The organism is Colwellia sp. C1TZA3, assembly GCF_007954265.1.
Classification (GTDB): Bacteria; Pseudomonadota; Gammaproteobacteria; order Enterobacterales; family Alteromonadaceae; genus Cognaticolwellia.
Window position 1 is genome coordinate 1 of record NZ_VOLS01000052.1, and the last position, 14791, is coordinate 14791.

The 14791-nt window shown below is 38.4% G+C and carries 13 protein-coding genes; 10 read left to right on the forward strand and 3 right to left on the reverse strand.

Annotation, left to right across the window (positions count from 1 at the left end):
- The coding region (locus ESZ39_RS13765; RefSeq protein WP_146880479.1) for an IS1595 family transposase at positions 1-637 on the reverse strand (637 nt) is incomplete at its 3' end.
- Positions 638-1417: 780 nt separating this feature from the next.
- Positions 1418-2221, reverse strand: coding sequence for an inositol-1-monophosphatase (gene suhB / locus ESZ39_RS13770; protein ID WP_146880480.1), 804 nt, complete (start codon positions 2219-2221; stop codon positions 1418-1420).
- 416 nt (positions 2222-2637) lie between these two features.
- Between suhB and trmJ the strand changes: the two genes are divergently transcribed.
- From trmJ to ESZ39_RS13825, 10 genes are all read left to right on the forward strand, one after another.
- The gene (trmJ, locus tag ESZ39_RS13775; protein ID WP_146880481.1) at positions 2638-3399 is read left to right on the forward strand and encodes a tRNA (cytosine(32)/uridine(32)-2'-O)-methyltransferase TrmJ; all 762 of its coding nucleotides are present in this window, start codon (positions 2638-2640) and stop codon (positions 3397-3399) included.
- A 71-nt stretch (positions 3400-3470) separates the two neighbouring features.
- Positions 3471-4280 carry a serine O-acetyltransferase gene (gene cysE, locus ESZ39_RS13780; protein WP_146880501.1) on the forward strand — a complete coding sequence of 270 codons (810 nt, stop codon included), beginning with the start codon at positions 3471-3473 and terminating at the stop codon, positions 4278-4280.
- Positions 4281-4541: 261 nt separating this feature from the next.
- The gene (iscR, locus tag ESZ39_RS13785; RefSeq protein ID WP_146880482.1) at positions 4542-5051 is read left to right on the forward strand and encodes a Fe-S cluster assembly transcriptional regulator IscR; all 510 of its coding nucleotides are present in this window, start codon (positions 4542-4544) and stop codon (positions 5049-5051) included.
- 29 nt (positions 5052-5080) lie between these two features.
- Positions 5081-6295 carry an IscS subfamily cysteine desulfurase gene (locus tag ESZ39_RS13790; protein WP_146880483.1) on the forward strand — a complete coding sequence of 405 codons (1215 nt, stop codon included), beginning with the start codon at positions 5081-5083 and terminating at the stop codon, positions 6293-6295.
- 18 nt (positions 6296-6313) lie between these two features.
- A complete protein-coding gene (gene iscU / locus ESZ39_RS13795) occupies positions 6314-6697 on the forward strand; it encodes a Fe-S cluster assembly scaffold IscU (protein WP_146880484.1) in 384 nt (127 codons plus the stop codon).
- 14 nt (positions 6698-6711) lie between these two features.
- Positions 6712-7035, forward strand: a complete 324-nt coding sequence (gene iscA, locus ESZ39_RS13800) for an iron-sulfur cluster assembly protein IscA (protein ID WP_146880485.1) — start codon at positions 6712-6714, stop codon at positions 7033-7035.
- Between the two features lie 27 nt (positions 7036-7062).
- Positions 7063-7590, forward strand: coding sequence for a co-chaperone HscB (gene hscB / locus ESZ39_RS13805; RefSeq protein ID WP_146880486.1), 528 nt, complete (start codon positions 7063-7065; stop codon positions 7588-7590).
- 103 nt (positions 7591-7693) lie between these two features.
- Entirely contained in the window at positions 7694-9568 is a 1875-nt protein-coding gene (gene hscA / locus ESZ39_RS13810) for a Fe-S protein assembly chaperone HscA (protein WP_146880487.1), read from the forward strand.
- Positions 9569-9572: 4 nt separating this feature from the next.
- Positions 9573-9911: an ISC system 2Fe-2S type ferredoxin gene (gene fdx, locus ESZ39_RS13815; RefSeq protein ID WP_146880488.1), complete on the forward strand. Its 339-nt coding sequence runs from the start codon at positions 9573-9575 to the stop codon at positions 9909-9911.
- A 1172-nt stretch (positions 9912-11083) separates the two neighbouring features.
- A complete protein-coding gene (locus tag ESZ39_RS13825; protein WP_146880490.1) occupies positions 11084-13495 on the forward strand; it encodes an EAL domain-containing protein in 2412 nt (803 codons plus the stop codon).
- Positions 13496-13750: 255 nt separating this feature from the next.
- Here ESZ39_RS13825 and ESZ39_RS13830 read toward each other — a convergent pair whose 3' ends face one another.
- Positions 13751-14782 (reverse strand): zinc-binding dehydrogenase, encoded by a 1032-nt coding sequence (locus ESZ39_RS13830; RefSeq protein WP_146880491.1) that lies wholly within the window; start codon positions 14780-14782, stop codon positions 13751-13753.
- Positions 14783-14791 lie beyond the last annotated feature (9 nt).

The following is a 14791-nucleotide window of genomic DNA, read 5'->3' on the forward strand; positions in this document are numbered from 1 at the left end:
ATTGATAAAAACTTGCGCCTGTTGAGCGGTCAAGTTTCTTATCGAATGTTTGTTGCTGTCTATCCCTAGCCACCAATACCGCTACCCAGTCGCCTTTGGCTCGGCCCTTACCCGCTTTATCTCCACCACGTTTATGACTTGGACGCGTTAACTGACGACTTCCTTTTTCAGAATAACGAAATAGGGTTTCATCCATTTCAACAATGCCTGACAAATGCGTCTCTGACTGTCTATTTAATAGCTTAAGAAACTTATGTCTCCACAATAAAGACGTGTTTTTAGTCACCTGGCACGCTTGAGCACTGCGGCGTATGGGTAAACTATTAATCATACAAGCTAAATACCCCAACCATTTCTCAGGTGCTCTCAGACGATAAAATGGCGTGTTGTACGTGGACATAAAGCTCTTTCTACAGGTATTACAAACATAACGCTGACGCATATTTATAATCCCGTTGCGCTTTATTTTTTGAGATTGGCAATGCGGGCATTGATTGGCTTTGTCTCTATGCATGCTTAAAACATCGAGACAACTTTGACCTGAGACTTGGCCTTCAAGTAAGTTGATTAAAAGTTTTTTTTGCTCTATCGCTAGTTGGCTAGTTAATTGTTCGAGTTGTTCAAATGAATTATTCATATACAATCTCACATCAATTACTGTATGTAACCTCAGTATAGCATCAATTAACTACGACATAGCCAATCCCATTAAGTTATTGCTCACTTGTACTAGTTAAAATAGCTCAATGCTGTGTTGCTCTCACTCCCAATAGCCAGCTATTGCTCAATCGAGCGCCTTACCTTGAGTTATTTTTCATGCGCACAACAAGATCACAAACTTAATGGAACTGGTATAAGTAGTTATTCACCTTATAAATTTCATAACGCTGTAGTTATTCATTTTAACCATTAAAAATGAGCAGGTAATTAATCAACTTGGTATTAGTCATTGATGTTTAATAATACTAGAGTTTTTTGATAATGGCCCCTGCATTGCTCTAATGCGCTTTATTTATCCATAAAAAAGCAGGTTGATTTGAAAACGTAATAATTTTTAGGATGGCACTAGTTACCTAATACCAATTTCATTAATTAGGTGGTCTACTTTGTACGCAGGAAAAACGACCCAATATAAGGCATTTATTTCAATAACTCGTTGTGCTAATTATTAAATAAATAACGCAGCAATGGGTTGTTTTAACCAGTAGAAATGATCAGATAATTAGTGATGTTGGTATAACTCGTTGTGCTAATTATTAAATAAATAATGTAGTAGTGGGTTGTTTTAACCAGTAGAAATGATCAGATAATTAGTGAGATTGGTATAACTATGGTGTCGATGTCAGTTATGTTTTTATAGGTAAAAAAAAAGCGCCAGAAGGCGCTTTTAATCGTAATGTTTAATTCAAGTGTTTTATTACTTGCTTAGAGCATCACCTAAATGAGGTCGAATATCTTTTAAGATTTCTTTAGCTAAGCGTGGGCTACTTGCCACTATATTACCTGAGTTACTGTGATTATGGCCACCAACAAAGTCAGTCACTAAACCGCCGGCTTCAATGATCATTAATTCACCTGCGGCGGTATTCCAAGGTTTTAAACCAATCTCAAAATATCCGTCAACTCGTCCAGCAGCAACATAAGCTAAATCTAAAGCGATACAGCCAGCGTGACGCATATCAGAGGTTTTACCAAAGAGGGTTTTAAACATTTGTAAATAAGCATCAGTATGTTGCTTATGTTTAAACGGGAAACCCGTCGCTAAAATAGAACCTTTAAGTTCTTTAGATTGTTTTACGCGAATACGGAAACCGTTTAATTGAGCGCCTTTACCACGACTTGCGGTAAATAGCTCACCACGGATTGGATCGTATATAACTGATTGGTCTAATTTGCCTTTCACTTTTAAAGCGATTGAAACGGCAAAGTGTGGAATACCTTTAACGAAGTTAGAGGTACCGTCAAGCGGGTCAATAACCCACTGATAGTCGTTGTCTTTACCTTCAATTAAACCACACTCTTCACCAATAATAGTGTGATTAGGATAAGATTTTTGAATTGTTTCAACAATAGCTAGTTCAGCACTTATATCAACATTAGTAACGATATCGTTCGTACCCTTAGATTCAATTTCAATCTTATCTACTTGTTCAAAAGCGCGCAGAATTACTTTGCCCGCAGCACGCGCAGAGCGCACAGCAATATTTAGCATCGGATGCATTATCGACTACCCTATATGTTGTAAAATGTCATAAACAGCTATGTAAAAGAACGAGGTTAATGTTGAGAGCCATACTGTGACGCCCCCCAAAAATTAAGCGCGCGAATTATAGCAAACTAATTATTAATTTGCGACACTCTTCTTTACCATTAATAAACTGATATTGATTAGGTCAGATAAAGTCATAAAGAAAGGAGATAAAATTGACCATGATTTCTACATCTTATAAGTAAAAGAGCTAGGCCATATTAATAAACACTATAAAACTAATATAAAAGCGGTGATTTTTTCTCAGTACAAGGATAATGTTCTGTGTTAACATTATCGATAATTTTAGCCGTCTAGATAGGTAATGTTGTTAGCTAATTACAATAATGCTAAGCAATTATTACCCTCGAATTAAGTAAGTGTAGATAATGTCAGATTCTTTATTAAGTAAGGTTCGTATCGTTCTTGTTAATACCTCCGATTGTCGTAATATTGGCTCAGCCGCTCGTGCCATGAAAACAATGGGTTTAACTGATCTCGTTTTAGTTGACCCTGTTGAGATGCCCAATGGTCAAGCACAGGCTTTAGCTGCTGGCGCAACTGATGTTTTAAAAAATGCCAAAGTAGTGGCAACACTTGATGAAGCCATTAAAGATTGTGGTTTAGTGGTTGGTACAAGTGCTCGGTCGCGCACGTTACCTTGGCCGATGTTAGAGCCTAGAGGTTGTGGCGAAAAACTGATCACAGAAGCACAAGAGTATCCGGTGGCACTAGTATTTGGCCGTGAGAGCAGTGGCTTAACGAATGAAGAACTTCAGTTATGTAACTTTCATGTCCAAATTCCAGCGAACCCAGAATATAGCTCATTGAATTTGGCTATGGCAGTACAAACTTTAAGTTATGAAGTGCGCACAAGCTTCTTGCTCCATCAACAACAAGCCTTTACCTTGAGTGAAAATGAAGAATATCCGCTTGCTGACGAAACCGAACGTTTTTATCAGCATTTTGAAAATGTGTTAAAAGCAACGGGCTTTATTATGCCAAGTCACCCAGGTTTGGTGATGACTAAGCTGCGCCGTTTGTTTAACCGTGCACGACCTGATGTAAAAGAATTGAAAATGATGCGTGGTATTTTAGCCTCAGTTGAGCGTGCTACAAAAGCATCTGACACTGAAAAAAATAAAGATTAATTATAGCCTTGCTTGGTCATCTAATTAAGTCATCAAGCATGACTGCAGAATTAAGAATTAAGGAACGTGGTATGTTTAACCGCATGAAAGAAGATATCAATAGTGTATTTGACCGAGATCCTGCCGCACGTAATGTTTTCGAAGTTTTAACAAATTATCCTGGCCTGCACGCGGTGTGGTTTCATCGTTTAAGTCATCGTTTATGGAAATGTAATTGGAAATGGTTAGCGCGCTCACTATCAACATTTTCTCGTTGGTTAACCGGCATTGAGATCCACCCTGGTGCTACGATTGGTCGGCGATTTTTTATTGACCATGGTATGGGTGTGGTGATCGGTGGTACCGCTGAAATAGGTGATGATGTTACGTTATACCAAGGGGTTACGTTAGGTGGCACAAGCTGGAAGGAAGGAAAGCGTCATCCAACCTTAATGGACAATGTTGTGATTGGTGCTGGTGCTAAAATTTTAGGTCCAATTACTATTGGCAAGTACGGTAAAGTGGGTTCTAACTCCGTGGTGGTAAAAGATGTTCCTGAAAACGGTACAGCTGTTGGCATTCCTGCTCGCATTGTTAACGCTAAAAAGGACAATAGTGCGGCAGAAAAACGTGAAAAAGTCGCAAAAAAATATGGCTTTGATGCTTATGCAGTGGCGACTGACAATCCAGATCCAGTCGCTAAAGCGATAGGTCGTTTACTTGATCATATGCATCTAATGGAAAATAAAGTTTCCGACTTATGTCGAGAGGTTAATCAGCTTGGAGGTCATGTTTGCCAAGAGTCTCTACCTGAATTAAGGGTTGGTGAGTTTGACGAAGATGAGAAAGCGGCAGCAAAACGTCGAGAAAGTGCGACAGAATCTTTTGATCCAGCAATTTAGTATCGCTTATTGCGGTTAGAGATTATTTTTGCTGCTAGTCTAGCGGATATTTATGCTAGCTATTGATAATAAATTTCCAGCCCCGCATTATTTTTACTCAAAGAAAATTTAAACATTAGAGTAATGTAAACTTTAATGTTTATTCCTTCGTATTGACTAATTATCAAAGGCGCGTAGAATACTTGAGTAAATCACTCGGGTATTTAGTTGAATATTTTGTAGGGACATGTAAAATTGCCAACGAATTAATAGGGGTAATAAATGAAATTGACGTCTAAAGGCCGATATGCTGTAACAGCAATGCTTGATGTAGCTATTCATGCGATAACAGGACCTATTCCACTGGCTGATATTTCCGAGCGCCAAGGCATCTCATTATCATACCTAGAGCAACTTTTTTCACGGCTGAGAAAATACGGACTAGTCAATAGTGTTCGTGGACCAGGTGGCGGTTACCGGTTAGGTCAATGTTCAGCGCAAATTACCGTTGCTGATGTTATCAACGCAGTTGATGAAAGTATCAATGCCACTAAATGTGGTGGCACAGGTAATTGCCAAGATGGCCAGCAATGTTTAACGCATTATTTATGGACTGACTTAAGCGATAGAATTGAAGATTTTTTAAAAGGCATTTCACTTGCCGAGCTCGTCGAGCAACGAAATGTAAAAATAGTGTCACAACGACAAGATGAAGCAACAGCGAAAGCTCGCAAATCTCCTTCGTTAGAGACCTTAATTACTACCCGCAATATTATGAATGACTGGCATTAATGGCTGGTTCAACTGGAGATTATTAATTAATGAAGCTTCCAATTTATTTTGATTATTCATCGACAACACCGGTAGACAAACGTGTTGCTGAAAAAATGATGCAATATATGACTACTGATGGTTTTTTTGGAAACCCAGCATCACGTTCACACAAATTCGGCTGGCAAGCGGAAGAAGCGGTTGATATCGCTCGTAATCAAATCGCTGATTTGATTAACGCCGACCCACGCGAAATTGTTATCACCTCAGGTGCAACAGAGTCGAATAACTTAGGCATTAAAGGTGCCGCTAAGTTTTACAGTAAAAAAGGTAAGCACATTATTACCTGTAAAACAGAACATAAAGCGGTACTAGATACTTGTCGCGAATTAGAGCGTCAAGGTTTCGAGGTTACTTACCTTGACCCTGAAAGCAATGGCTTAATTGATTTAGACAAATTAAAAGACGCCATGCGTGAAGATACCGTACTTGTTAGTATCATGCACCTTAATAACGAAATTGGCGTGATTCAAGATATTGCTGCCATTGGTGAAATGTGTCGCGAACGTAAAATTATTTTTCATGTTGATGCCGCGCAAAGTGCTGGTAAAATTGACATTGATTTACAAGTTTTAAAAGTGGATTTAATGTCATTTTCTGCCCATAAAATCTATGGTCCAAAAGGCATTGGCGCTTTATATGTTAGTCGTAAACCGCGTGTGCGTCTTGAATCACAAATGCACGGTGGCGGCCATGAACGTGGTATGCGTTCAGGTACACTAGCGACTCATCAGATTGTTGGTATGGGTGAAGCATTTAGACTTGGAAAAGAAGAACTAGTACAAGACCATATACACGTAACTAAAATGCGTGATCGTTTATGGGCTGGTTTGAACGACATGGAACAAGTTTTTGTTAACGGCGATTTTGATCAACGTTACCCTGGTAACTTAAATGTCAGTTTCAACTTTGTTGAAGGTGAATCACTTATCATGGCGTTAAAAGACTTAGCAGTATCTTCAGGCTCAGCCTGTACTTCTGCAAGTTTAGAACCATCGTACGTACTTCGAGCTTTAGGGCTAAATGATGAAATGGCGCACAGCTCAATTCGTTTTAGCTTTGGTCGTTTTACCACAGAAGAAGAAATAGACTATGCCATTGTCCTGATTAAAAAGGCAATTGGTCATTTACGTGACATGTCACCGCTTTGGGAAATGTTCAAAGACGGTATCGATATAGATTCAATAGAGTGGGCTGCTCACTAGAGCACCAGGAGAAATATTATGGCTTATAGCGAAAAAGTAATTGATCATTATGAAAATCCACGCAACGTTGGTTCTTTTGATAAGACTGACCCACAAGTTGCAACGGGTATGGTTGGCGCACCTGCATGTGGTGACGTGATGAAGTTACAACTTAAAATTTCAGCTGATGGTATTATTGAAGATGCGAAATTTAAAACTTACGGTTGTGGCTCTGCGATTGCCTCAAGTTCACTAGTAACAGAGTGGGTTAAAGGTAAGTCAGTTGATGAAGCTGGTGAAATCAAAAACACCGCGATTGCTGAAGAACTTGCATTACCGCCAGTGAAAATTCACTGTTCAATTTTAGCAGAAGATGCAATTAAAGCGGCAATCGAAGATTACCGTAGTAAGCATAAAGGTTAAGCTGGAGACGCAATATGAGTGTAACGATGACACCTGCTGCATCTGACAGGATAAAATCGTTTATCGAAAACCGAGGCAATGGCCTCGGTCTACGATTAGGTATTAAAACAACGGGTTGCTCTGGTTTAGCTTATGTACTTGAATTTGTAGATGATCTAAATGACGATGACTCGATGTTTTCTATCAATGATGTCAATATCATTATTGATGGCAAAAGCCTGGTTTATCTTGATGGTATCGAACTTGATTTTGTTAAAGAAGGTTTGAACGAAGGCTTTAAATTCACCAACCCAAACGCTAAAGGCGAATGTGGTTGTGGTGAAAGTTTTAATGTTTAGTGAGCGATTAATTTCACTGGAGTTGTTGTGAATTATTTTCAATTATTTGGCTTAGATATTCAGTTTACAATTGACCTGGCTAAGCTTTCAACAATTTATCAAACATTACAAAAAAAAGTACATCCTGATCGTTTTGCTCATGGCTCAAGCCAAGAGAAAATGCTAGCTGTTAAAAAATCAACCTTGATTAACGATGCCTATCAAACGCTAAAAACCCCACTAAAACGCGCGCAATATCTTCTAGAATTGCGCGGTATTAGCATGCCTAATGAGCAGGCATCTTTTGGTGATGTGAGTTTTTTAATGCATCAAATGGAATTGCGAGAAATGCTAGATGAAGTCAAACAAGCTGATGATGTTGATGCAGCCGTACTTGATGCTTCAAAAGTGTTTGAAACAGAATTTCAGCAACTCTTTAATCAGCTACAAAGTCAATTGGCAGAAAATACGCTAGAATCCAATAACTTAGCTTGTGATAACTTAAGGAAACTTAAGTTCTATCAAAAGCTTCATGTTGAGCTTGATAAGCTCGAAGAGTTATTGCTAGACGACTGAGCTATAAAAAATTAAGACGTTAACAACGGCATTGACTTTTTTTAAAAACAAATGCCGTTGTTAATAAAAAATCCGTAAAACTATCACCTAACGAGCTTTTACAATGGCATTATTACAAATCGCTGAACCAGGGCAAAGTACAGTTCCTCACGCCCATCGCCTTGCGGCGGGTATTGATCTTGGTACGACAAATTCTTTAATTGCTAGCGTAAAAAGTGGCCTAGCTGAAACTATTGTTGATGACAATGGCGCTGATATTTTACCGTCAGTGGTCAGTTATCAAAGCAATGGCATTCTTGTCGGTCATGACGCAAAAGCGTTAGCCGTGAGTGACCCTGAAAATACTATCGTATCAGCAAAGCGCCTAATTGGTCGCTCTACAGCTGATATAACGACAAAATATACATCACTACCGTATGTCTTTTGTGGTGATGAAAATCACCCCTCAATAACAACTCGTACAGGCGAAGTGAATCCCGTACAAGTGTCGGCAGAAATACTTAAAACCTTAGTAAAACGTGCTGAGTTATCGCTAGGTGGTGAACTAACGGGCGTGGTTATTACCGTGCCGGCCTATTTTGATGATGCGCAACGCCATAGTACGAAAGATGCGGCAAAATTAGCCGGTGTCAATGTTTTACGTTTACTTAACGAACCGACAGCGGCTGCGGTTGCTTATGGTTTAGACACTGAACATCAAGGAAAACAAGAAGGCGTTGTTGCGGTTTATGATTTAGGCGGCGGCACCTTTGATATTTCAATATTACGCCTCAATAAAGGCGTATTTGAAGTGTTAGCTACCGGCGGTGATTCTGCGCTCGGTGGTGATGACTTTGATGGCATGTTAGTCGAACATATCATTAATCAAGCAGGCTTGGTTCGCCCTTTGTCTACTTCAATGGAACGGCAATTAACTCAGCAAGCGTGTTTTGTTAAAGAGCAATTGTCAAACATTGACCGTGTTGACATTTCACTAACACTGGCCAATGAAAAAACATGGAGCAGCAGCTTTACTCGAGTTGAGTTTGAGCAGTTGATCGCACCACTAGTCAAGAAAACATTGCGTGCCTGTCGCCGAGCGGTAAAAGATGCAGAGCTAGATATTAGTGATATTATTGAAGTGGTGATGGTTGGCGGTTCTACTCGTGTACCGCTAGTACGTCAGGAGGTTGAAGGCTTTTTCAAACGCCAACCCTTAACTTCAATTGACCCTGATAAAGTGGTTGCTTTAGGTGCGGCTATTCAAGCTGATATTTTGGCAGGTAACAAGCCTGAGAGCGATATCCTGCTACTTGATGTTATCCCTTTATCACTGGGCCTAGAAACCATGGGTGGCTTAGTTGAGAAGGTTATTACACGCAACACCACTATCCCTGTGGCTAAAGCGCAAGAATTTACCACTTTCAAAGATGGTCAAACGGCGATGGCTTTGCATGTATTACAAGGTGAACGAGAGCTAGTTGACGATTGCCGCTCATTAGCACGTTTTGAACTTCGTGGCATTCCGGCCATGACCGCCGGTGCAGCACATATTCGTGTTACTTTTAAAGTAGACGCAGATGGTTTGTTAGAAGTCTCAGCGATGGAGAAATCAACCGGTGTGGAATCAAGTATCACTGTTAAGCCAAGCTTTGGATTAGCAGCAGATGAAATCACTAACATGCTGAAAGACTCCATGGAAAATGCTGAGCAAGACATGCAAGTACGGATGTTGAAAGAGCAGCAAGTTGAAGCGTCACAAGTGATTGAGTCGATTCAAGCAGCACTTCTTGCTGATAGCGCTTTATTAAACACTACAGAAATTAGCAAAATAAATAGCGCTATTTCTGCGCTGAAAAAAACAAGTCAAACAGGTAATGCCGATGAAGTTGAAGCGGCAATAGCGATATTAAACAATAGCACTGCCACATTTGCTGAACGTAGGATGGATTCATCTATCAGAACAGCACTATCTGGCCATTCAGTAGACGAGGTTTAGTTACATGCCACAAATTATATTTTTACCTAATGCAGATCTTTGCCCAGAAGGCGCAGTAGTAGAAGCCAAAAAAGGCGAGAGCGTATTAGATGTAGCACTGAGAAACGATATTGGTGTTGAGCACGCTTGTGAAAAAGTGTGCGCTTGTACTACGTGTCATATGATTATCCGTGAAGGTTTTGACTCTATCACAGAGGGCGATGAACTCGAAGAAGATATGCTTGATAAAGCTTGGGGTTTAGAGCCAGAATCGCGCCTTGGTTGCCAAGCATTAGTCGGCGATGAAGACTTAGTAGTAGAGATTCCTAAATATACCGTCAATATGGTCTCTGAAATCCACTAGTTTCCAGTTCAAAGCATATAAAAAAGGGTAATAACGTCACTGTTATTACCCTTTTTTGATCAAACTTAATAGTTGATTAATCAACTTGGTATTATACCAGTTCCATTAAGTTTGTGATCTTGTTGTGCGCAGGAAAAATAATTCAAGGTAGGCGCTCGATTGAGCAATAGCTGGCTATTGGGAGTGAGAGCAACACAGCCTTGAGCTATTTTAACTAGTACAAGTGAGCAATAACTTAATGGGATTGGTATTATACCAATCAAATTAATTAATGGTGCAAATTTTAATGAGGGTAAATTTTCAAGAACAAGACGCTTGATTGAGCAATAGCTGGCTATTGGGATTGAAAGCAACGATGTTATTGGATATTTGGACCATTTAAAAAGATCACTTAGTTAGTTTGATTGGTATTAGTTAACTTTTCCGCGATAGTGTACGAGCTCAATTGCTTACTTTTTAGGTTAATCGACTATGGTGATGCAAATATTGCATGCAATGTCATTTTAGATTAGATTAGACTGAGCAGCGTTAATATGCAGTATTTTTCCTATGTTATTGAAGAGGAAAATATAAAACTTAATTAGTGATAATACAAATCACTAGTTAATTTTTCAAAATGAATGGCTGGCTAAGCCGAGTAATATATTTGTTATTTTTATGATGCGACCCGATAATTTCAGCTACTGAAATATATTTATTCATTATGTAAAGACAGCAAAACTTACGCTATTTGCGATTATAAAATAAGCTAATAGTTTGCGAATAACACTTGAATCGTATGTAAACCCCAGTAACACCAATTTGATTAATTAAGTGGTCTACTTTTTCATGAGGAAAAATGAAGAAATACAAGACATAAAATTTAGTCAGTAGTTATCCACCTTATAAACTTTATGACGCCGTAGTTTTTTATTTTAACCATTAAAAATGAGCAGATAATTAATCAACTTGTTATAAGTAAAGGATAAGGTATAAGCCCTTAGACTAATGAATATATTATTAGTAACAATTTACTTTAATAGCGTATTAGCTATTCGCATTTTTATGACATGGGTCAATAGACACCTGATTAAAAATTTGCTTTAATTAAGATGTAAGTTTGCACTTTGAGAGCACTTAATAGCCAAAGGAGTGGGTATATATATTTTACATAACTTCTAGGCATCATAAATTTGTCAGTACTATCTAAATCACAAACGATAAAAAGTTTAATCATCACCAATCAGTTTGCTACTGATATTTTGTTATTAAATACCCCTAATGAAGTGTGGCAGTATTTAGCACAAAATATGGTTGAAAAACTCGGTTTTGAAGATGCGGTTATTTACACTTTAGATGCCGGAGGAGAAACGTTAAGTCGCATGTCGGGCTTTGAGAAGAAAACCTTCAGCAATCATGATGAAAGCAGTAATACTGAAATAAGAGATACTTCGTCTAACTTGATGGTTATCCCTTTTAATGAAGGCGTTATTGGTAAGGTTGCGGCAACTAAGCAAGCGATATTAGTGAAAGATATCCGAGAATTTGCTGGCTATATCGTTGAAGATGAAACTACTCTATCAGAGCTAGCCGTTCCTATTTTATTTAAAGAGCAATTATTAGGTGTTATTGACACCGAACATACTCGGGTTGGCTTTTATACTGAATATCATCTGAAAACACTTACCGCATTAGCTTCTCTTGCCGCAATGAAAATATCTCAAATCATCAAAGTTGATGGTTTGGAAGAGATTATTGAAAATTTAGAATATGCTAATAAAATTCAAGATGCTTTATTCGAGATTGCCGAACTTACGTTTACCACTAAAACTATGGGCGAGTTTTATCGGAGTTTACATCAATGTATTGGCCGTCTTACTTTTGCAAAAAACTTTTTTGTTGCCTTACTTAAAGACGACGGAAAAACCATTGAATTTCCTTATGCGGTAGACGAGCTTGATCAAGATATTGTTGATGAGTTAGATCAAGGAAAGATATTCGAACAAGTGGCCATTGATCCAAAACATCTAAGTATTACAGGTTATACCCTGTCAAAAGATAAACCTTTTTTATTATATGAAAAAGATATTAAAAAAATGCTTGATAACAAGGAACTCTATATTTTAGGGAGCATACCAAAAGCTTGGTTAGGTGTGCCTTTTGGTAGCGGTGACAGTAAAGGTATTGTGGTGGTACAAAGTTATAGTACTGACTTCTTATTCCAAGAAAAAGACAAACAACTGTTATCTTTTGTAGCGAAGCACATCAACAATGCCATTGAAAGAATGGCAGCTAAGCAAAAGCTTCAATTTCTAGCATTACATGATCCTCTGACCGACTTACCAAACCGATCCCTATTTAAAGATAGGATCCAACATGCGTTTTTACATTGCCAGAATAATCGCCAAGACAATTTAGCTATACTGTTTATTGATGTCGATAGATTTAAGCAAGTCAACGACACTTATGGTCACCATGTTGGTGATAAGTTACTTATTGCTATTGTAAAATCAATAAAGACAACCTTAAGAAACACTGATACATTAGCGCGTTTAGGTGGCGACGAATTTGCCATATTACTTGATGGTAAGATTGATTATGAGACCATTTGTCGGATAACTGAAAGTATTATTGAGGTGATGTCAGGGGCTTTTAATATCGATGGTTTGAATATTTTCAGCAGTGTCAGTATTGGCATCGCGACTTACAATGAGACGAGTGAGAGTGCCGACCAATTATTAATTGATGCTGATCATGCCATGTATCAAGCTAAACTCAAAGGTCGCAATCGGTATGTAGTTTTTGAAGCGCTTGAAGACAAAAATAAATCAACCAATGTTAAAGTTGAGTACGATTTTGATCATGCAGTTAAAAATTTAGAGTTTATCGGCAATTATCAACCGTTAATTGATTTTGACACCAGTGATGTGATTGGTGCTGAAATTTTGGTACGTTGGCAGCACCCTAAATTAGGACTTTTGTTTCCAGATATTTTTATTCCTATTTTAGAAAAGTCAGGACAAATAGTGCAGCTTGATCTTTATATGCTGAAGTTGGCGGTGAGTAACCTAACGCTTTGGGCTGACTGGCTGCCAGATAAATTTAAGCTTAATGTCAATGTCTCAACATCAGGTTTTGCGTCACCAGATTTTATTCATTACTTGCAAGAACAACACCTGGAGTCTGCAGAGATTACTGAGCGATTATGTGTAGAAATTACTGAAGAAAGTTTAATTTTAAACGTTGACGCAGTAAAAGAACATTTAGCTATTTTGAAAAGCCTTAATATTTCAGTCGCCTTGGATGATTTTGGCACAGGCTTTTCGTCGCTGAGTTATCTACATCAATTTTCTTTAGATTATTTGAAAATAGATAAAAGTTTTGTTGATGACATCAATGAAGTGAGCAGTAAGGTGTTGATATTAGACGCTGTGGTGAATTTAGCTAAAGTATTGAAAATAAAAACCACCGCAGAAGGCATTGAAACCCCAGAGCAATATCAAAAGCTGAAAGAAATTGGTTGTGATTTAGGACAAGGCTATTATATTGCAAAACCGTTGCTTGCTAGTGACTTTAAACGTTTCCTTTTAAATAAGGATAATTAACTTAACTGACTTAATACCAAATTGATTAATTATCTGCTCATTTTTAATGGTTAAAATAAAAAATTACTGACTAAATTTTATGTCTTGTATTTCTTCATTTTTCCTCATAAAAAAGTAGACCACTTAATTAATCAAATTGGTATAAGTTATATGCTGCTTACTCGGCAGTAAATGATTTTTATGCTGAGGTGGAAGTGAGGTTAAAAACGGGTTAAGTTATTAATAGGTAATAAGCAAGCTAGGTTATTAATACATTCAAGCCGTCTTTATTTTTACTACTTTCTTTCCAGTAAAACCACCCGCGAGTTGCTCATTTAGCGCCGCAGAAATATGTGCTGCATTAAATGCAACTAGGCTAACATCTGGCACAATTAAATCACCTTTTGCAACGCTATCAAGTAGTAAGTTGCTCATAAAACTCATGCGCTGCTGTGCACATAAACTATTGGCTAGCCATGCACCTGCAAGCGACACAATGCTAATGTTAGGTGCTTTTTTAAACAGCAGGTCTTGTTCAAAGCTAGGTAAGGGCTTTAAACACGCAATGCGACCACAAAAGCGCATTAATTCAATATTTCGTGCGGTAACATCACCACCAATAGAGTCAAGTACCGCGTCAAAGCCTTGTGGGCCTAATGCTCGGCGAATCTTTTCACAGAGTTTTTTATCTTGATAATCAAATACCGCGTCGGCACCTAAAGACTTGACTAATTTATGATTACGTTTTGCTGCGGTGGTAAATACATCGGCGCCACGTAGTTTAGCAAATTGAATAGCAATTTGACCAACGGCACCTGCCCCCCCTTCAATCAAGAGAGTATCACCTTCAGTAATTTGTAATTTTTCGAGTGAAATTAACGCTGTCATACCTGCACAAGGCAGTGCTGCCGCTTTTTCAGGACTAACACTTTCCGGTACTACAGAAACTGCATAGTTTGGTACTTTGGCATACTCGCTGAGTACACCTTGTGCTCCCATACTGGCATGCCACATAACGCGTGCGCCAATAGGAGGATAAATGCCTTTTGGCGCGTTAACAACGATACCTACAGCATCTAACCCAAGCACATGCGGATATTGCCATTGGCAAAAGCCAGTTTTTGCATATTGTGCATCTAATGGGTTAAGGCCAACATATTCAACTTTTATTAACAGTTCATTACCACTGCATTGAGGCACACTAAGCTCAATATTCTCTAAGCGAATCGCTTCATTAGCTTCGGGTAGAACAATGGCTCTCATAGTTTGCGCTGAAGTTTTTTCAGGTAAAATATTAGTATTTGGCATCAATATAAC